The sequence below is a fragment of the Stutzerimonas stutzeri genome (assembly GCF_002890895.1).
In the GTDB taxonomy this organism is placed as follows: domain Bacteria; phylum Pseudomonadota; class Gammaproteobacteria; order Pseudomonadales; family Pseudomonadaceae; genus Stutzerimonas; species Stutzerimonas stutzeri_AB.
Map to the genome: position 1 here is coordinate 129567 of NZ_POUL01000003.1, position 18231 is coordinate 147797.

Annotated in this window: 18 protein-coding genes; 14 read left to right on the top strand and 4 right to left on the bottom strand. The window is 62.3% G+C overall.

Annotated elements, in window-relative coordinates; genetic code table 11:
- The first annotated feature begins 6 nt into the window (after window positions 1-6).
- The 10 genes from CXK96_RS06255 (at window position 7) to CXK96_RS06300 (ending at window position 9571) form a co-directional block, all read left to right on the top strand.
- Window positions 7-372, top strand: coding sequence for a response regulator (locus CXK96_RS06255; RefSeq protein WP_064481649.1), 366 nt, complete (start codon window positions 7-9; stop codon window positions 370-372).
- Window position 373: 1 nt separating this feature from the next.
- Entirely contained in the window at window positions 374-697 is a 324-nt protein-coding gene (locus CXK96_RS06260) for an STAS domain-containing protein (protein ID WP_064481650.1), read from the top strand.
- A gap of 12 nt (window positions 698-709) precedes the next feature.
- Window positions 710-2938: a chemotaxis protein CheA gene (locus CXK96_RS06265; protein WP_102835622.1), complete on the top strand. Its 2229-nt coding sequence runs from the start codon at window positions 710-712 to the stop codon at window positions 2936-2938.
- Between the two features lie 12 nt (window positions 2939-2950).
- Window positions 2951-4600: a methyl-accepting chemotaxis protein gene (locus CXK96_RS06270; RefSeq protein WP_102835623.1), complete on the top strand. Its 1650-nt coding sequence runs from the start codon at window positions 2951-2953 to the stop codon at window positions 4598-4600.
- Between the two features lie 10 nt (window positions 4601-4610).
- The gene (locus CXK96_RS06275) at window positions 4611-5126 is read left to right on the top strand and encodes a chemotaxis protein CheW (RefSeq protein ID WP_231107967.1); all 516 of its coding nucleotides are present in this window, start codon (window positions 4611-4613) and stop codon (window positions 5124-5126) included.
- Between the two features lie 2 nt (window positions 5127-5128).
- Window positions 5129-5935, top strand: a complete 807-nt coding sequence (locus tag CXK96_RS06280; protein ID WP_064481654.1) for a CheR family methyltransferase — start codon at window positions 5129-5131, stop codon at window positions 5933-5935.
- Window positions 5932-6411: a chemotaxis protein CheD gene (locus tag CXK96_RS06285; RefSeq protein ID WP_102835624.1), complete on the top strand. Its 480-nt coding sequence runs from the start codon at window positions 5932-5934 to the stop codon at window positions 6409-6411. The genes CXK96_RS06280 and CXK96_RS06285 overlap by 4 nt, the downstream gene beginning before the upstream one ends.
- Window positions 6408-7466, top strand: coding sequence for a protein-glutamate methylesterase/protein-glutamine glutaminase (locus tag CXK96_RS06290; protein ID WP_102835625.1), 1059 nt, complete (start codon window positions 6408-6410; stop codon window positions 7464-7466). The genes CXK96_RS06285 and CXK96_RS06290 overlap by 4 nt, the downstream gene beginning before the upstream one ends.
- A 109-nt stretch (window positions 7467-7575) precedes the next feature.
- Complete coding sequence (locus CXK96_RS06295; protein ID WP_102835981.1) at window positions 7576-8526, top strand: alpha/beta fold hydrolase; 951 nt, start codon at window positions 7576-7578, stop codon at window positions 8524-8526.
- 133 nt (window positions 8527-8659) lie between these two features.
- Entirely contained in the window at window positions 8660-9571 is a 912-nt protein-coding gene (locus CXK96_RS06300; RefSeq protein ID WP_102835626.1) for an SDR family oxidoreductase, read from the top strand.
- Window positions 9572-9634: 63 nt separating this feature from the next.
- Here the strand turns inward: CXK96_RS06300 and dauA are convergent, their stop codons facing one another.
- Window positions 9635-11353: a C4-dicarboxylic acid transporter DauA gene (gene dauA, locus CXK96_RS06305; protein WP_102835627.1), complete on the bottom strand. Its 1719-nt coding sequence runs from the start codon at window positions 11351-11353 to the stop codon at window positions 9635-9637.
- A gap of 194 nt (window positions 11354-11547) precedes the next feature.
- Here dauA and CXK96_RS06310 point away from each other — a divergent pair, with 194 nt between their 5' ends.
- Complete coding sequence (locus tag CXK96_RS06310) at window positions 11548-11835, top strand: PA4642 family protein (RefSeq protein ID WP_102835628.1); 288 nt, start codon at window positions 11548-11550, stop codon at window positions 11833-11835.
- Between the two features lie 291 nt (window positions 11836-12126).
- The gene (gene mqo, locus CXK96_RS06315) at window positions 12127-13638 is read left to right on the top strand and encodes a malate dehydrogenase (quinone) (protein ID WP_102835629.1); all 1512 of its coding nucleotides are present in this window, start codon (window positions 12127-12129) and stop codon (window positions 13636-13638) included.
- A gap of 55 nt (window positions 13639-13693) precedes the next feature.
- Here the strand turns inward: mqo and CXK96_RS06320 are convergent, their stop codons facing one another.
- Window positions 13694-13906 carry a hypothetical protein gene (locus CXK96_RS06320; RefSeq protein ID WP_102835630.1) on the bottom strand — a complete coding sequence of 71 codons (213 nt, stop codon included), beginning with the start codon at window positions 13904-13906 and terminating at the stop codon, window positions 13694-13696.
- Window positions 13907-14068: 162 nt separating this feature from the next.
- Between CXK96_RS06320 and CXK96_RS06325 the strand changes: the two genes are divergently transcribed.
- The gene (locus CXK96_RS06325; protein ID WP_102835631.1) at window positions 14069-14653 is read left to right on the top strand and encodes a YajG family lipoprotein; all 585 of its coding nucleotides are present in this window, start codon (window positions 14069-14071) and stop codon (window positions 14651-14653) included.
- A 301-nt stretch (window positions 14654-14954) separates the two neighbouring features.
- Here CXK96_RS06325 and CXK96_RS06330 read toward each other — a convergent pair whose 3' ends face one another.
- Window positions 14955-16331, bottom strand: a complete 1377-nt coding sequence (locus CXK96_RS06330; protein ID WP_102835982.1) for a DUF1329 domain-containing protein — start codon at window positions 16329-16331, stop codon at window positions 14955-14957.
- A gap of 427 nt (window positions 16332-16758) precedes the next feature.
- On the opposite strand from CXK96_RS06330, the gene CXK96_RS06335 reads away from it, so the two are divergent.
- Entirely contained in the window at window positions 16759-17037 is a 279-nt protein-coding gene (locus CXK96_RS06335; protein ID WP_102835632.1) for a hypothetical protein, read from the top strand.
- Window positions 17038-17062: 25 nt separating this feature from the next.
- Here CXK96_RS06335 and CXK96_RS06340 read toward each other — a convergent pair whose 3' ends face one another.
- Window positions 17063-18226, bottom strand: a complete 1164-nt coding sequence (locus tag CXK96_RS06340) for a 1-acyl-sn-glycerol-3-phosphate acyltransferase (protein ID WP_180981498.1) — start codon at window positions 18224-18226, stop codon at window positions 17063-17065.
- Window positions 18227-18231 lie beyond the last annotated feature (5 nt).

Genomic DNA, 18231 nt, shown 5'->3' on the forward strand with positions numbered 1-18231 from the left:
CATCACATGGCCAAGACCATTCTCATCGTCGACGACTCGCTCTCCATGCGCCAGCTGGTGAAGATGACCCTCACCGGCGCGGGCCATCAGGTTATCGAAGCCGTTGATGGCAAGGACGCGCTGACCAAGCTCAACGGGCAGAAGATCAACCTGATCATCAGCGACGTGAACATGCCGAACCTCGATGGCATCGGCCTGGTGAAGGCGGTCAAGGCCAACGCGGCGTACCGCTTTACCCCCATCGTCATGCTCACCACCGAAAGCGAGCAGGGCAAGAAGGCCGAGGGCCAGGCGGCCGGGGCGAAAGCCTGGATCGTCAAGCCGTTCCAGCCGCAGCAACTGCTGACGGCCGTCGAAAAGCTGGTCGGCTGACATGCTTGAAATCACCTACGACCGCAGCGTGGAGCCGACCCGGCTCTGCCTGACCGGCAGCCTGACCATCTACGAGGTCGGCGAGGCGCACACGACTTTGCTGAGCATGCTGGCCACGCCGGAGGCGCACCCCTGTCTGCTCGACCTCGAAGCGCTGGAAGACCTCGACACCGCCGGGGCGCAGCTGCTGCTCGCGACCCAGCGTCATTTCGAGGCGGCCGGCGGCAGTTTGAAGGTGCAGGGTCCGGCCGCCGCGGTGACCGAGGTGCTCGAGCTGTTGCGCCTGGAAACCCTGTACCCCGACGTCCTACTGGCCCATCGCTGAAAGGAAACCGTGATGCTTGATGGCGAACAATGGAGCCAGCTGCTGCTGAGCTTTGTCGAAGAGGCCCGTGACCTGGCCAAGCAGGCAGAAGAGTACCTGCTGCTGCTCGACGAGTGCCCGACCGACGAAGAGGCGATCAACGGGCTGTTCCGCGCAATGCACACGCTCAAGGGTTCGGCGGGCCTGTTTTCGCTGGGGCCGCTGGTGGGCTTTACCCATCATCTGGAAAACCTGTTGATGGCGGTGCGTGACGGGGCGCAGAGCCTGTCGCCGGCACTGATCTCGCTGATGCTGCGTTGCCTGGATGAGATCAGCGCGATGATCGAGCTGATCGACACCGACAAGGGCGAGCTACTGGTCGACGACAGTCGCCAGCAACCGCTGCTGGCCGAGCTCGCCAGTTGCACCGACGCGCCGCCGCCGATGCACCACATTCCGGTCGTCATGCTGCCCGAGGACAGTTGCAACAGCCGCGGTCAGCTGGAGCGCTGCGCCAGCTGCGAAGCCGATGGCGCCTGGCACATTTCCTTGCGGTTTCACGCCGATCTGCTGCGCAACGGCTTCGAGCCCAGCTCGTTTGTCCGCTTCCTGGGCCGACTGGGCGACATCCTGCATCTGCAGACGATTACGCAATCGCTGCCGTCGCTGGCCGAGTTGCAGCCCGAGAGCTGCTACCTGGGGCTGGAAATTGCGCTGTGCACCCCGGCCGGCAAGGCCGAGATCGAAGAAGTCTTCGAGTTCATCGAGGACTTCTGCACCCTGCGCATCCTGCCGCCGTCCAGTGAGCTGCAAGACTACCTGCAGCTGATCCACGATTTGCCGGAAACGGACGCGCAGATCGGCCGGATTCTGGTCGCCAGTGGTCTGTTGACCGAGCGCGAACTGGAAGAAGGCCTGGCCCTGCAGGCCGCGGAAACGGTCGAGGTCAAGCCGCCGCTGGGGACGGTGTTGGTCAATGAAGGCATCGTCGCGCCCCAGGTGGTCAACGCCGCCCTGGCCAAGCAGCAGGTGGCGCGCGACAAGCGCAGCCAGGAAAGCAGCCTGATCCGTGTAGCAGCCAACAAGCTGGACGAGCTGATCAACCTGGTCGGTGAGCTGGTCATCAGCGCCGCCGGCGCACAGCTGCGCGCCCGTTCGCATGGCGACGCGGGGTGCATCGAGAGCACCCAGACGGTCAACCAGCACGTCGAGCTGATCCGCGAGGCCGCGCTAAAGCTGCGCATGATCGAGATCGGCGACACCTTCAACCGCTTCCAGCGTGTGGTGCGTGACGTCAGCCAGCAACTGGGCAAGGACATCCGCCTGGAGATTCGTGGCGCCGACACCGAACTCGACAAGGCGGTCATCGACAAGCTGGCCGACCCCCTGACGCACCTGGTGCGCAACGCCATCGACCACGGTATCGAATCGGCCGAGGGCCGAGTCGCCGCCGGCAAAACGGTCGAGGGTCATCTGCGCCTGGACGCCTATCACGAGTCGGGGATGATCGTGATCGAAGTGGCCGACGACGGGCGCGGGCTCAACACTGCACGTATCCGCGAAAAAGCTATTGCCCGTGGCCTGATCGATGCCCAGGCGAACCTTCCCGAGGCCGATATCCAGGCGCTGATCTTCGCCGCCGGTTTCTCCACTGCCGAGAGCGTCTCCGACCTGTCCGGCCGGGGCGTGGGGCTGGACGTGGTGCGCAGCGCCATCGATGCCTTGCGCGGCACCATCGAGATCGATTCAAAAGAGGGGCAGGGCTGCACCTTCCGCATCCGCTTGCCGCTGACCCTGGCGATCATCGACGGCTTTCTCGTCAGCCTCGGTGATGACTATTTCGTCATCCCCCTGGACATGGTCACCGAGTGCCTGGAGATGGACGCCGAGCAGCTGAGTTCAGGCGCGTACGGCTACCTCAATCTGCGTGGCAAGCCGTTGCCCTGCCTGTCACTGGCGGCCCACTTCAACCTGCCGGAAAGCCACGGCAAACGTCGCAACGTCATTGTCGTCAGCCAGGGCCGGCAACAGGCCGGGCTGATCGTCGATCACCTTCACGGTGAACTGCAAACCGTCATCAAGCCGCTCGGGCAGCTGTTCCAGCACCTGCAAGGCATTGGTGGCTCCACCATCCTGGGAACTGGGCAGGTCGCCCTGATCCTGGATATACCCAGTCTGTTCCGTTACCTGCAAAACCACGTCGACGCGAATCCTGCTGCCCAGCGCATCAGCCAACCCCGCCAGGACCTCGCAGGCCAGTAAGGAGAAACACCCATGAATGTATTCGGTAACTTCAAAATAGGGACGCGTCTGATCGCGGGCTTTCTGATCGTGGTGGCGATGACCGTCACGGTCGGCACGCTGGGTATCCATAAACTCGAGCAGGTCAACGAGCTGTCGGACCAGATGTATGACCGCGAGTTGATCGCGTTGAACAACATTCAGTCGGCCAACGTGCAGCTGGTCTATGTCGGCCGTGGCCTGCGCTCGAGCATGCTGGCGACCAGTCTGGAGGAGCGTGATTTCGCCATTCGCCAGACCCGCGGCGCGATCGACAAGATGTACGAGTTCATCGAGCTCACCCGCCCGAGCTTCGTGACTGCCGAGGGCATCGCCCAGTTCGAGGCGCTCAGCGAGCCGATGGCCGCTTATGTGCAGATCGTCGAGCAGGTGCTCAAGTTGCGCGAGACGTCCAGCGAGGTGCGCCCGGCCGACGAACTGACGGTGATGCTGCCGCAACTGCGTGACACCGGAAACAAGGCCGACGACCTGCTGACCGCGCTGGTCGAGCGCAAGGTTTCGCGTGCCAAAGAGGCCAACGAGCAAATTACCGGCATCTACCTTGACTCGCGCACCCAAATGATCGCGCTGGTGATCATCGCCGCCGTGCTCGGCTTCGGCATCGGTATCCTGGTGACCCGCAGCATCACCCGACCGCTCAACCGCGCGGTGTCAGTGGCTGACTCGCTCGCCGCTGGCGATCTCGGCATCCAGGTCGAGTCCGATAGCAGGGATGAAACCGGCCAGCTGCTCAACGCCATGCAGAACATGACCGAGCGTCTGCGCAGCGTCATGGGCGATGTGCGCAGCGCCGCCGACTCGTTGTCTTCGGCCTCGGAGGAAGTCAGCGCTACTTCGCAATCGCTGAGCCAGGCGGCCAGCGAGCAGGCGGCCGGCGTCGAGCAGACCACCGCCTCGGTCGAGCAGATGTCCGCGTCGATCGCGCAGAATACCGAAAGTGCCAAGATCACCGACAGCATTGCCGGCAAGGCCGCGAACGACGCCGTGGCCGGTGGCCGCGCCGTACGTGACATGGTCGTTGCCATGAAGCAGATCGCTGACAAGATCGGCATCATCGATGACATCGCCTACCAGACCAACCTGCTGGCGCTCAACGCGGCCATCGAGGCGGCGCGTGCCGGTGACCATGGCAAGGGTTTTGCGGTAGTGGCTGCCGAGGTGCGCAAGCTCGCCGAGCGCAGTCAGGTCGCCGCGCAGGAGATCGGTGGCGTGGCGGGCAGCAGCGTGCAGCTGGCCGAGCAGGCCGGGCGCCTGCTCGACGATATCGTGCCGAACATTCAGAAGACCTCGGACCTGGTGCAGGAGATCACCGCGGCTTCTCAGGAGCAGAGCACCGGCGCCGGTCAGATCAACATCGCCATGGGTCAAATGAACCAGATCACCCAGCAGAACGCCTCGGCGTCCGAAGAGCTGGCTGCCACTTCCGAGGAGATGAACGCCCAGGCCTCGCAACTGCTTGAGCTGATCGGCTTCTTCCGTCTCGATGCGCGCGATGGGGCCGCTCAGGGCCTTGGTCGCCAGCCACAGGCGCCCAGCGTCAAGCCCAGCAGCAACCGTTCGGTGCGCAGCATCCGCAAACCGACCGCCATGGCTGATGACGGCCAGTTCGTCAGCTTCACATAAGGGGGCGCAGATGAACCTTCCACAGGTTAGCGGTGCTGCCAGCACCGCACCGGCTGACATCCAGCACCTGTCGTTCCGGGTGCGCCAGGCACGCTACGCGCTGCCCATTGATCTGGTGCGCGAGATCATCGAGTACGGGCAGATCACCAGCGTGCCGATGATGCCGGCGTGCATCCACGGGGTGATCAACCTGCGCGGCAATGTAGTACCGGTGCTGGACCTGGCGGCGCGCTTCGGTATGGAACGCACGTTGCCGAGCAAGCGGACCTGCATCGTCATCATCGAACTGGAGCTGAACGAATCGCTGCAACGCATCGGCCTGGTGGTCGATGCAGTCGACGCGGTACTAGACATCCAGGCTGCCGATGTCGAGCCCGCACCGGCATTCGGCGCTGGAATCCGTACCGAATTCATCGCCGGCATGGCGCGTGACGAGCGCGGCTTCACCATCATTCTGGACGTGCGCAAGGTGTTGTCGCTGGATGACATCCTGCAGATCAGCCAGGCGATGGCGCAGGCGAGTTGAGCATGCCGACGTCAAGCCTGCCGGTGCTGGGCGAGCAGGAGTTTCGCTTCCTGCAGCAGCTGATGGTCGAGGCGTCTGGTATCCACTTGAGCGACAGCAAGCGGCCGTTGGTGGCCGGTCGCCTGATGCGCCGATTGCGCGCGCTGAACCTGAGCAGCTACCGCGACTACCTGTTGCTGCTCAAGGACCCGACGAAGCAGGCCGAGCAGCGGCTGGTGATCGACCTGCTGACCACCAACGAAACCTACTTTTTCCGCGAACCGCAGCATTTCCAGTTTCTTGCCCGCTGGCTGGACGGCCGGCGCGAGCCGCTGCGAATCTGGAGCGCCGCCTGTTCGTCAGGCGAGGAGCCCTACACCCTGGCCATGGTGCTGGCCGAGCATGGGCCGGCTGACTGGTCGATCCTCGGCAGCGACCTCAGTCGCACGGTGTTGGAAAAGGCCGAGGCCGCGATCTATCCACTGGATGAGTCGAGCAATTTTCCGCCCGGCTGGCTGAAGCGCCATTGCCTGCGCGGTATCGGTGACCACGAAGGGGCTTTTCGCCTCGCCCAGGGTTTGCGCGAGCGGGTGCGCTTTCGTGAACTCAATCTGATGCGGCCATTACCCGACGACATTGGCAGCTACGACGTAATCTTTCTGCGCAACGTACTCATCTATTTCAATGCCGAGGACAAGCGCGCCATCGTTGCCCGCCTGATCCAGCGCCTGCGTGCGGGTGGCTTGCTGTTCATCGGTCATGCCGAAAGCCTGCATGGCTTCGGTCTGCCGTTGCGCAGCGTCGCGGCTTCGGTGTTTCAGCGTCTATGACCGCGCCCCGTTTTCTCATGCCGGGTGAATACCTGTTCGGCCAGCATCCCGAGCCGGTGGTGACGCTGCTCGGCTCGTGCGTGGCCGTCGTGCTTTGGCATCCCCGGCGTCGGCTGCTTGCCGTGAGCCATTTCGTGGTGCCCGGTGGCGCCTTCGAGCAGGACGACACGCGTAGCGGTGAGGCAGTGTTTGTCCGTCTGCAGCAGGACATGGCTCGTCACCGCACTGTGCCGGGTGAGTATCGCAAAGGTCTCTACGGCGGCGGCTCCTGCCTGCAGCCGGGCAGGCATGGCACCGTCCAGATCGGGCGCATGAACATCGCCTTTGCGCGAGAGCAGTTCGCGTTGCTCGGTTGGAGCGCCGACGAGCAAGATCTTGGTGGCCTGGGTTATCGGCGGTTGACGGCCGACGGCCGGGACGGGCGCCTGATCTGCCAGTCCTTCACTCCCCCTCAATTGCTGGAGGGCACCGCATGATCAAGGTCTTTATCGTCGATGACTCGGCGCTGGTGCGACAGGTGTTGTCCGCGTGCCTGGAAAACCACCCGAACATCGAGGTGATCGGGCAGGCCGCCGATCCGCTGTTCGCGCTGGAAAAGATGCAGCGCAACTGGCCCGATGTGCTGGTGCTCGACGTCGAGATGCCGCGCATGGATGGCATTACCTTTCTACGCAAACTGATGGCTGAGCGGCCGACGCCGACGATCATCTGTTCGACCCTGACCGAGGCCGGCGCGGCCATCACGCTTGAAGCCTTCGCGGCGGGCGCCGTGGGCGTCTTCACCAAAGCGCGGCTCGGTCTCAAAGACAGTCTTTTGCAGCTCTCCAGTGACCTGATCAAACAGATCCAGCAGGCCGCCGCGACCAGGCCGCGGATGGCAACGGTCCGCGCCCCGACGATTACGGCCCAGTCGCGTCCGGCGGAGCCGGCCGGCGGCGGTGCCCTGACCACCACCGACCGGGTCGTGGCGCTGGGCACGTCCACCGGCGGCACTCAGGCGCTGGAGTTGGTGCTCAAGCAGCTGCGCGTCGATTCACCGGGCATCGTCATCGTTCAGCACATGCCGGAAAAATTCACCGCCGCATTCGCCCAACGTCTCGACAGCCTTTGCCAAATCGAGGTGCGCGAGGCCCGCCATCTGGATCGGGTTCGCTCCGGGCTGGCGCTGGTGGCGCCGGGCGGCAAACACATGCAGCTCAAGCGCAGTGGCGCGCAATATTTCGTCGAGGTGCTCGACGGGCCACCGGTCAACCGGCACAAGCCTTCGGTGGACGTGCTGTTTCGCTCCGTCGCCCGCCATGCCGGGCATAACGCCTTGGGCGTGATCATGACCGGGATGGGCGACGACGGCGCCCGTGGGCTGCTGGCCATGCGCGAGGCTGGCGCGCGTACGGTCGCCCAGGACGAAGCCAGCTGTGTCGTGTTCGGTATGCCGAAAGAAGCCTTGCAGCTGGGTGCCGCGCAGTGCACCGAGTCGCTGGAGAACCTGCCGCGGCTGATCACCGACTATGCTCGGGCACCGCTTGCGTGAAGGCCGTTGCGATTGGCAGAAACACCGCTGTGCTGATCAGAGGGCTGCTTTGCCGAGTGAAGTGACTCCGCCTAAGATCACGGACGCATTCTGCAAACAAGGACAACCGGTGAAAATCGTTCTGCAACTCGTGGCAGCTGTAGTTGTATTGCTTGTCCTGGCCGTGGCGGTGCTGGTGGCACTCAGCTGGGCGCCGCCACGGTCGGTCGAAAGCCTGACCGAACGCTGGGCACCGGAGCCGTCCAGGTTCATCGAGATATCCGGCATGCAGGTGCACGTTCGTGACGAGGGGCGGCGTGACGACCCCGTTCCGCTGGTGCTGCTGCACGGCACCTCCGCGAGCCTGCATACCTGGGAAGGCGTGGTCGAGGAGCTGAAGCCGCAGCGGCGGGTGATCAGCCTGGACCTGCCGGGGTTCGGTTTGACCGGCCCCTTTCCCGACGGCAATTACCGCATGAGTCACTACGTCGAGTTTCTCTCGACCTTGCTGGACAGGCTGAACGTCGAACGTGCGGTGCTCATCGGCAACAGTTTCGGTGGCCAGCTTGCCTGGGAAATGGCGCTGGACCAGCCGAAGCGTGTCGAGCGACTGGTGCTGATCGATGCGGCAGGCTACCCCCGTCAATCGACGTCGGTGCCCATCGGTTTCAAGCTGGCAGGCATTCCGGGGCTGGCGCCGCTGATGGCCAACATCCTCCCGCGTCGGCTGGTCGAGTCCAGCACGCGCAGCGTCTATGGCGATCCCGACCAGGTTACGCCGGAGCTGGTTGACCGCTACTACGAGCTGACCTTGCGTGAAGGCAATCGTGAGGCGCTGCGCGAACGCTTCAAGCAGGTGCCGGCCGTTGATAACACGGAGCGAATCGCATCCATCCAGACCCCGACGCTGATCATCTGGGGTGGGCGCGACGGCTTGATTCCGCCGCTCAATGCGCGCCGCTTCCAGAGCGATATCGCTGGCAGTGAGTTGGTCATGTTCGAGGACCTCGGCCATGTACCGCAGGAGGAGGCCCCGTCGCGAGTCGCTGAGGCAATCCGCGCGTTCCTGCCGCAGCCCTGACGCTATCAATCATCCTGCAGCCTTATGTTCGGGCATTCATTCACGGCCGTTTGATTGTGGCCGGCTGTGGCGTCGCCGACACTCGCCACAGACTTTGCAATGCATCCAACAATAATCCGCTGGAGGAATTTCCATGAGTGACGCCATTCGCTTCGAAGACAAGGTGGTCATTGTGACCGGTGCTGGTGGCGGCCTTGGCCGTGCCCACGCACTGCTGTTCGCCCGTCATGGTGCCAAGGTCGTGGTCAATGACCTGGGCGGCAGTGCCCAGGGCGAAGGGGCCAACGCCTCGGCTGCTGATCGCGTCGTCGAGGAAATCCGTCAGGCCGGCGGTACTGCGGTGGCCAATCATGACTCTGTGACCGACGGTGAGAAGATCGTCCAGCACGCGCTGGACAGCTTCGGCCGCATCGATGTGGTGGTGAACAACGCCGGCATCCTGCGCGACAAGACCTTTCACAAGATGGAAGACGCCGACTGGGATCTGGTCTACCGCGTACACGTCGAGGGCGCTTACAAGGTGACCCGCGCCGCCTGGCCGCACATGCGCGAACAGGGCTATGGCCGGGTGATCTTCACGGCATCGACCTCCGGTATCTACGGCAACTTCGGCCAGTCCAACTACGGCATGGCCAAGCTGGGCTTGTACGGCCTGACCCGCACGCTGGCCCTGGAAGGGCGCAAGAACAACATCCTGGTCAACGCCATTGCGCCGACTGGTGGCACGCGCATGACCGAGGGGCTGATCCCGCCGCAGGTCTTCGAGCAGCTCAAGCCTGAGCTGGTCAGCCCGCTGGTGGTCTTTCTCGCCAGCGAGCAATGCCAGGAAACCTCCGGTCTGTTCGAGGTCGGTGGCGGCTGGATGGGCAAGGTGCGCTGGGAGCGCAGCCTGGGTGCCGGTTTCGATCCGAAGAAGGGCTTTGATGCCGAGGACGTTGCCGCCAGCTGGCAGCAGATCTGCGACTTCGAGAACGCGGCGCATCCGGCCGACAACATGGAAGCGCTGAAGGAAATGATGGCCAACCTGCAAAAGCACGCCGGTTAAACCACCGGTGGCCGCTCGAGCTGCATAAGCGTTTCACGCTTCAGCTCAAGCGGCGTTTTTCCCTCAGACGGCTGGCTCGGGTAACAGGCGCAAGGCCTTGGCCCGGGCCTGTCCCAGATCTCTCACGTGATACAGCTGTCCTTCGAGCGCGTGAATGCCGGCGCGGCGCAGCTTGAGCCGCAATCGCGCATTACTCCCGGACAGAATCAATGCAATGCCCTGCTTGCGGTAGTCCAGTAGGACGTTTTCCAGCGCAGCCAGGGCGGTCATGTCCATCATCGGCACGTCGCTGATGTCGACGATGACAACCTTCACCTCTGGATTGAATTTTCGCAGCACGCTCAAGGCCTTTTCGGCGGCGCCGAAGAACAGCGGGCCACGAATCGCGTAAGCGGCGACGTGCTCGGGCAGGTCCTTGAGCATCGGGCTCTGCCCAAGGTTAAGAGGTGTGGTATCGGTCAGCTCGCTCATGCGTTTGATGAACAGCCCGGCCGCGAGCAGCAAACCCACGCCCACCGCCAGCACCATGTCGAACAGGACCGTCAGGCTCAGGCAGGTCAGCAGCACCAGCACATCGCTGCGCGGTGCTATGCGCAGAGTTTTGACGACGTGGGGTGCTTCGCTCATGTTCCAGGCCACCATTAATAGCAGCGCTGCCAGGGCAGCCATCGGCAGGTAACTGAACAGCGGTGCCAGCCAGAGAATCGCCACCAGGACCACACCGGCATGAATGATCGCCGCCAGTGGTGAGAAGGCGCCGGCGCGCACGTTGGTGGCGGTGCGGGCAATAGCGGCGGTCGCCGTGATGCCGCCAAACAACGGGGCGACCAGGTTGCCAAGGCCTTGACCCAGAAGCTCGGCGTTCGGATCGTGGTTGCCACCGCCCATGCCATCGGCCACCACCGCGCAGAGCAAGGACTCGATGGCACCGAGCATGGCGATGGCGAAGGCTGGCGCCAACAGTTGGTGAAACAGCTCGAAGCTCAGCACCAGCGGTTGGCCGTCAGGGCCAGGCAACAGCCATGGCCATGCAAAATCCGGAAGAAATGGTGGAATGCCGGGATACTGCACATCATCGACCACATAGCTGAAACGTTCTCCAAGCGTGGCGACGGTCAGTCCGATCGACTCCAGCGCCATGGCCGCCAGTGCGCCAACAACGAGGGCGATAAGATGGCCCGGCACCTTGGGCACCAGGCGCGGCCAGACGATGAGCACGCCAAGGCTGATCAGGCCGACAAGGGCGTCTCCCCATTGGGCACTGGGCAGCGCACTTACCAGCAGGCCGAGTTGTTCGACGTAATGTTGAGGCTGTTCGCTCAAGCTCAGTCCGAGCATGTCCTTGAGCTGGAGGGTCGCGATGACGATGCCGATGCCCGCAGTGAAACCCAGCGTGACCGGGTAGGGCACAAACGCGATCAGTCTGCCGGCGCGCAACAGGCCGAGCAGGATCAGGATCAGCCCGGCGAGCATGGTGCAGAGCAGCAGCCCGCCGAGGCCGAACTGCTGGGTGATGGGCAACAGGATGACCACAAAGGCTGCGGTTGGACCGGATACGTTGAACCGCGACCCGCCCGTCAACGCGATCAATGGTGCAGCAACCAGCACCGTATACAGGCCGTGCTGTGGCGCTACACCTACCGCAATTGCCAGTGCCATGGCCAAGGGGATGGCGATGATCCCGACCGTTAAACCGGCGGTGACGTCGCCGCGCAGTGCCGGGACTCCATAGCCCGAACGCAGGGTTTGACGCCAGGCAGCGAACAACGGCGGAAGCTTCATCCCAGACACTCCATGTGCGCAAAGCGGCAGTATAAGCACTGGCAATAGCGCTGGGCCTGTAGGAGTGCAACATCGGGGTCAAATCGCGGATTTTCGTGTACGACCTTGGTCTTATCGGCCTTTGGCGCGTTGAGTGCGTCGTTCTCGCAGAGTAAACTGCCGCCCCCGAAAGGCCCCGTCGAACCGGAGAAACCATGCGTAAAGACAAGAAGAAGGTGATCGGCGAGGAAGTCAGCGACGAGTCGATCAAATTGTTTCTCGAGCCGGAACCGGCTGACGACACGCCGCCTTCGTTGCACAAGCTGATCAAGGCTTATCGCGGTTTGCGCGTCGATGATTTCGAGCGTTTTCTCGGATTCTTTGTCGAAGCGGGATACGACCTGAATGCGAAGGATGCCAATGGGCAGGACTTCGTTGCCTTGATCGCGGATCAGCGCCAGGCCGAGCCCTATATCGAGCTGATCAAGGCCGCGCGCGGCTGAGTTCGTGTGTAACCGTCGAGCTTCAAGCATGACCTGGCTGAGCAACCAGCAGCCGCAATGGATTTTCTCGCTGCACGCGTCCCGTAGAGCCCTGGCTTGTCGCCCCGCTCCGGGAAGTAGAGGCGCGAGAGGGAGGAGGCCAAAAGCCGCTCTCCCGACAGCGGGTAGGTGCTTTCAAGTTCCTGCCTTCGGGCACAAGCCCGAGCAGCGGTATAGAAACCTCCTCCGTTTCTAGCCGCCAGGCTGGTGGTTCTACGCGATCGCGTACTGCGGTCGTGACAGTTTAATGCTGTGATTCTGGAGAACGCGTTAATGACGCAACACGATAGCGAAGCCGTGGATTTGGTGCTGGTGGGAGCCGGCATCATGAGTGCGACTCTGGCAGTACTGCTCAAGGAACTCGATCCCAACATCAGGCTGGAGATTGTCGAACTGCAGGAATCCGGGGCCGTTGAAAGCTCGAATCCCTGGAACAATGCCGGCACCGGTCACGCTGGTCTCTGTGAGTTGAACTACACACCGGACAGCAAAGACGGCTCGATCGACATCAAGAAAGCCGTCACCATCAATACCCAGTTCGAAGTCTCGAAGCAGTTCTGGGCCTACCTGACCGGCCGTGAAGGCTTCGGCAGCCCACGCGACTTCCTCAATGCAGTGCCGCATCTGAGCTTTGTCCGCGGCACGAAAAATATCGATTACCTCAAGCGCCGCTTCAATGCGTTGAAGACCCATCACGCCTTTGAAGACATGGTCTACAGCGAAGATCGCGCGACCATGGAAGAGTGGATGCCGCTGATGATGCCGGGCCGTCCGCTGGACGAGCCGATCGCCGCGACCCGCGCGATGAATGGCACCGACGTCAACTTCGGTGAGCTGACCCGGCAGATGCTGCAGTATCTGGCGGCCAAGCCCGGCGTGACGATGTCCTACTTCCAGAAGGTCACCGGACTGGCTCGCGACGGCAAGGGCTGGCGCGTAGAGATCAAGAACACCCGTGACAGCAGCAATCGTGAAATCAAGGCCGGCTTCGTCTTCCTCGGTGCTGGCGGCGCAGCACTGCCGTTGCTGCAGATGTCCGATATCGAAGAAGGCAAGGGCTACGGTGGCTTCCCGGTCAGTGGTCAGTGGTTGCGCTGCGACAAGCCGGAAATCGTCAAGCAGCATCAGGCCAAGGTCTACAGCCTGGCCGCGGTAGGCGCGCCGCCCATGTCGGTTCCGCATCTGGATACACGCGTCGTGGACGGCAAGACGTCGCTGCTGTTCGGGCCGTATGCCGGCTTTACCACCAAGTTCCTCAAGCATGGCTCGCCGCTCGATCTGCCGATGTCGATCCGTCCGGGTAACCTCAAGCCGATGCTGGCTGTCGCGCGCGACAACATGGATCTGACTCGCTATCTGATCAAGGAAGTCCGGCAGTCGATGGACGACCGCCTGGAAACCCTGCGCGGCTTCTATCCTGAAGCCAAAGCCGAAGACTGGCGCTTGGAAGTGGCCGGCCAGCGCGTCCAGATCATCAAGAAGGACCCGAAGAAGGGCGGCATCCTGCAGTTTGGCACCGAGTTGGTGTCGGCCAAGGACGGTTCCATCGCCGCACTGCTGGGCGCCTCGCCGGGTGCCTCGGTCACCGTGTCGATCATGCTTGACCTGATCGAGCGCTGCTTTCCGGAGCAGGCCAAGAGCGAGGCCTGGAGCAGCAAGCTCGCCGAGATTTTCCCCGCGCGGGAGAAGGTTCTCGAGGCCGATGCGGCGGTCTATCGCGACGTTGTCGCGAAGGTCGACAAGCATCTGGGGTTGGCCGACTAGCCACCACGACGCCATGTAAGCAAACCGCGCTGCCCCTCAGGGCCGCGCGGTTTTTTTATGTCTGCGGGATAGGGCCGGGGCGCTGCTGTAGATCAGCTCTAGGCAACGGCTTACCGATCCAGCCAAGACGAATTTCTGCTATTTCGACCCAGCGTTCACCATGAGGGCGTTCTTTGGCGGTCAGCAGCATGCGGCAGCGATCCTGGTCGTCCAGCAGGGCGTAGTGACGCGGTGGACGATGTCGAAACAGGGTTTTGAATAAGGACATGACCGAGCGCTCGTTGGGCTTCGCGCCGTTATCGCAGTTGGACGTTACGGTTGAATGAATGGAACGCGGCCGGCCTGCAGGCGGTCTTTAGCGCATCACTGTCAGGCGGTTGCGGTGCTGGTTATACTGCGCGCCATTCATCCCTAACCTGGAGTAAGCAGCATGCTGAAACGCCTGTTGTTCAGTCTCGCCGCCGCGTCAGCACTGGTGCTTGCCGGCTGCGCCCACAGCCCCCAACAGCTCGATCCCAACCCCAAACTCACCGACACCATCAACCCGGTCGGCCAAGGTCAACCGGTGGTGGTGCGTGTAGTAGACGGTCGCCCCTCGGCAACCCTGGGCACTCGTGGCGGCCTGTATCCGGAAACCAGTGCGGTGATCGTGCCGAAAGAAAAGGTCGTTCCAAAGCTGCAGGCTCAGGCTGAAGCAGCGGTCCGCCTGCTGGGCTTTACGCCCTCGGCCAACGCCTACAACGCACCGCAGCTGACCTTGACCCTGGCCGAGCTGAAGTACCAGTCGCCAAAGGAAGGGCTGTATGTCACCGAGGCCACGATTGGCGCTACGTTCCGCGTAGAGGTACAGAACGGCGGTCGTCGCTACACCGGTCGCTACGGCGCTTCTCTGAACCAACGTTTCGGCATGGCCCCCAATGAGCAGACCAACACCAAGCTGGTAACCGATGTGCTCAGCGATGCGCTGACCCGCACATTCCGCGATCAGAACATCGGTCAGGTGCTGGCGCAGTGAGTTGCAACTAGCCTAGGCGGTTGCGAGCGACAGATCAGAACCCCGCCTTTTCGGCGGGGTTTTTGTTTTTAGGCGTAACGGCGGCTCTTCGGCAATGTGCTCGAATCGTGTTGCCCCGGTGCAGTACGCGGAGCAAGCGCAAGGAGCGAGCCAAGTAAGGTGCCCGATGCGTACTGTCGTTTGCGCGATAGCAGACACCGACGCCGCTAACCGATACAAGCCATTGCGCTTATGTAATGCAAAAAAAACGCCCCGAGCATGTCGGGGCGTTTCTCTTTTCGGTTTGGCTTAGCGGTGTGGCTTAGCGTACGCCGGAGTTACGCAGCGCGGCCGGGGTGTACTGGTTGGAGTTGGCCTTGTAGTTGTAGACGTAGGGGTTCTTTTCCTCGTTCTTCATGCCCATCACCAGGTAGCGACCGGAGACCAGGTCATACAGCGTCTCCATGGCGTACAGCGGGACCTGGTCGTTGTAGATGTACTCGGCATGCGCCTCGGCAACGCGCCAAAGCGTATCGCGGCCGTCGTAATGGTCGATCACTGCGGCCTGCCAGGTGTCTTCATCGATGAAGAACGTACGCTTGGCATAGATGTGACGCTCGCCGGGCTTCAGCGTAGCTTCGACTTCCCATACACGGTGCAGCTCGTAGCGGGTCAGATCCTGATTGATGTGGCCGGCCTTGATGATGTCATCGTACTTGAGCTGCGGTGAGTCCAGGCGGTAGGCGTTGTAGGGGATGTACATTTCCTTCTTGCCCACCAGCTTCCAGTCGTAGCGGTCCGGTGCGCCGTTGAACATGTCCAGGTTGTCGGAGGTGCGCAGGCCATCGGCGGCAGTGCCCGGGCCGTCGTAGGCGACCTGAGGGGCGCGGCGCACGCGGCGCTGACCGGCGTTATAGATCCATGCCATGCGCGGCTCTTTGACCTGGTCCAGGGTCTCGTGCACCAGCAGCACGTTGCCGGCCAGGCGTGAAGGCTCAGTCACCTGCTGTTTGAAGTAGAACAGTACGTTGCCGTGTTTCTCGGCGTTGTAGTCGGTCAGGGTATCGGTGTAGACGACTTCGTCGACGAACTTGACCAGGCTGTAGCTACCGTTAACCTGGGGAGTGGCCTGCGCCACGGTGCGGCGGGCCGAGCCGCCGCGATAGCGAGTGATGTGGTTCCAGATTACTTCCAGGCCGTCCTGAGGAATCGGAAAGGCAACCGCAGTGTCGAAATCTTCCAGCCCGTTGCCGCCGCGCACCAGCTTGGTCTGGGTCGCGTTCTTCTGCGCAGCGTCATAGATTCGCTGAGGTACGGCTGCGCTGCGATGGGTTTCGAACACCGGCAGGCGATAGGTGTCTGGGTAGCGCTTGAGCATGGCGATCTGGCCAGGGCTCAGGTTGTCCTTGTACTGCTCGAAGTTCTGCGCAGTGATGGTGAACTTTGGCTTGTCGTTCGGGTAAGGATCGCTGACGAAGCCATCCTCGCCGACTGCCGCTGCGTCGGTTGCCAAGCCGCCGGTCCAGGCGGGAATGGTGCCGGCCGCGTTGCCAGCTTTCTCGGCACCCATCGGCGTCAGGCTGTTACCCAGCTTGGCCGCTTCGGATTCGGATACTGCAGCCATGGCTCCACTTGCCAGCACAGCGCTTGCCAGCAAGGAGAGTGTGAGGGCCCCCGTCTTAAACCTGTTCTTGTTCATTGTTTGGTCCTGTTGATTCTCGGTAACTGATTCGCTGCAAGCGATGCCGTAAGCGCGGCGCTTGCAGATGGCGACTTCCACAAAGGCGGTGGCGGGATGAACGCCTGGTACTGACGTCAGAGACGCAGCGATCACAAGTTGCCATTTGCCCGATCCCGCGGCAGTCCCGTCTGGTTGCTCAAGCCAGGCGCACGCTCTATTTCGGTTGTTCGGGGCGAGATGAGGGTGAAGCTGGAAGGGACTATAAGTCAACAATCGAGACGGCACCTATCTGCATAAATGGCGCAAATACCCGGCAAATTGCCATCGCTTGGTTGTGTTCCGTTTTGTCGGAAACTGGCTGAGCCGACAACGCCGTTTCGGTAGACTCCGCTGCCCCAGTTCGGGCCGCTCAGGCCTGTATGTTCAAGGCCAACGGAGATAACGGTTGTTGCTCGATTTCGATTACTCGACGCTGGCGCGGGTCGCGCCTCTGGTCAACTCACTGGCCTTGCTGATCGCGCTCGGCGGCGCCTGGCTGTTGCTGGCCACACGCTGGCGTCGGCAGCTGTCGAACACCTCAACGTCTCTTTCAGATTCTCGCCTCTCGGCCGTTGAGCAAGGTGCCGGGGCTGCCACCCGGCGTCTCGACCGGTTTTTCTATGGCTTTGGTTTCAGCAGTCTGGGACTGGCCTGCCTGCTTTCTTCGCTTACGCGACTGACCTGACGGACAGTCGCGTAAGCGTGGAGCCCTAGAGGCTCAAGCCAGCTTTCAAGCGGTACTGATTACGCACCGGCATGGCGTATTGCTGGATGAGGAAGGGCTGCTGCACGCTTGGGCAGGCCGCGAGGCGCTTGCCCCATTCGGCCTCGGCACGTTCGATTTCCGCCTGGCTGAACAGCTCGCTGAGCTCGGGTATCGCCAGCGCCTCGTCGCGATTCTCCCACATCCGATGCGCCAAAAAATTCACCGGAAACAGACGGTAATCACCCAGGATCTGCTGGTCGATTTCGGCCGCCAGCTGCTTGGCATCCTCCGGGACTTCGCTGATGGGCGTGCCGAAGCTGACATGCACCCGACCTTTGTAGCCGGTGATGCCGAGGGCGATGCTGGTGTCATCCTCGCCTGGGGCCTTGGTGTAACTGCCGGTGCTGGCACGTATATAGAGCTCTCGCGCCTTTGCCTGATCGCAGGGGTCGTACTCATAGCTGATCGACACCGGCGTTGGCCGCAGGGTCGTCAATGCTTCGGCAAAGGGCTCGTCCTTGCGGCTCATGTGCAGCATTTTCAAAATGGCCGAATCGGTACGGTCGTCACCGTCCTTTGCCCGCCCTTCGGCCTGGGCAATCCAGATCGACTCACCGTCGTTACGGATAGAGTGGTTGATATAGGCAGAAAGCAGCTGATAAGCCGCGAGCTTTTCGCGTCGCCCGGTGACCGAGCGACGCACGATGAAGCTCTTGTTGAGTCGCATCAGATCGCTGACAAACGGCCGTTGCAGCAGATTGTCGCCAATGGCGATGCGCGGCGTGCGCATCTTGGCCTGGAACACCGCATAGTTGACGAAAGCGGGGTCCATCACGATGTCGCGGTGATTGGCGATGAACAGATAGGCGCAGCCCGGCCGCAATTTTTCCAGGCCGGAATAAGTAATGCCGTCTGTGGCGCGCTCGATGGTGCGGTCGAGGTACATCTCGATCCGCGCCTGCAGCGTGTCGATCGAATGAATAGTGGCGAACTCACGCCGCAGTCGTTGCGCTATAAGTGGTTTGAGCATCCAGCCCATGGGGCCGGCCAGCCGCGGAAAGCGGAAATGCGCCAGTATGTCGAGAAATTCCCGGTCGGCGAACAGCCGTGCCATCACGGCGGGGACTTCAGCATCGGCGTAGGGTCGGATGGCTTCGAATTCGTCCATCATGA

Coding starts and splice junctions, on each gene's coding strand:
- CXK96_RS06255 (WP_064481649.1), top strand. CDS start 7: ATGGCCAAGACCATTCTCATCGTCGACGACTCGCTCTCCATGCGCCAG.
- CXK96_RS06260 (WP_064481650.1), top strand. CDS start 374: ATGCTTGAAATCACCTACGACCGCAGCGTGGAGCCGACCCGGCTCTGC.
- CXK96_RS06265 (WP_102835622.1), top strand. CDS start 710: ATGCTTGATGGCGAACAATGGAGCCAGCTGCTGCTGAGCTTTGTCGAA.
- CXK96_RS06270 (WP_102835623.1), top strand. CDS start 2,951: ATGAATGTATTCGGTAACTTCAAAATAGGGACGCGTCTGATCGCGGGC.
- CXK96_RS06275 (WP_231107967.1), top strand. CDS start 4,611: ATGAACCTTCCACAGGTTAGCGGTGCTGCCAGCACCGCACCGGCTGAC.
- CXK96_RS06280 (WP_064481654.1), top strand. CDS start 5,129: ATGCCGACGTCAAGCCTGCCGGTGCTGGGCGAGCAGGAGTTTCGCTTC.
- CXK96_RS06285 (WP_102835624.1), top strand. CDS start 5,932: ATGACCGCGCCCCGTTTTCTCATGCCGGGTGAATACCTGTTCGGCCAG.
- CXK96_RS06290 (WP_102835625.1), top strand. CDS start 6,408: ATGATCAAGGTCTTTATCGTCGATGACTCGGCGCTGGTGCGACAGGTG.
- CXK96_RS06300 (WP_102835626.1), top strand. CDS start 8,660: ATGAGTGACGCCATTCGCTTCGAAGACAAGGTGGTCATTGTGACCGGT.
- dauA (WP_102835627.1), bottom strand. CDS start 11,353: ATGAAGCTTCCGCCGTTGTTCGCTGCCTGGCGTCAAACCCTGCGTTCG.
- CXK96_RS06310 (WP_102835628.1), top strand. CDS start 11,548: ATGCGTAAAGACAAGAAGAAGGTGATCGGCGAGGAAGTCAGCGACGAG.
- CXK96_RS06320 (WP_102835630.1), bottom strand. CDS start 13,906: ATGTCCTTATTCAAAACCCTGTTTCGACATCGTCCACCGCGTCACTAC.
- CXK96_RS06325 (WP_102835631.1), top strand. CDS start 14,069: ATGCTGAAACGCCTGTTGTTCAGTCTCGCCGCCGCGTCAGCACTGGTG.
- CXK96_RS06330 (WP_102835982.1), bottom strand. CDS start 16,331: ATGAACAAGAACAGGTTTAAGACGGGGGCCCTCACACTCTCCTTGCTG.
- CXK96_RS06340 (WP_180981498.1), bottom strand. CDS start 18,226: ATGGACGAATTCGAAGCCATCCGACCCTACGCCGATGCTGAAGTCCCC.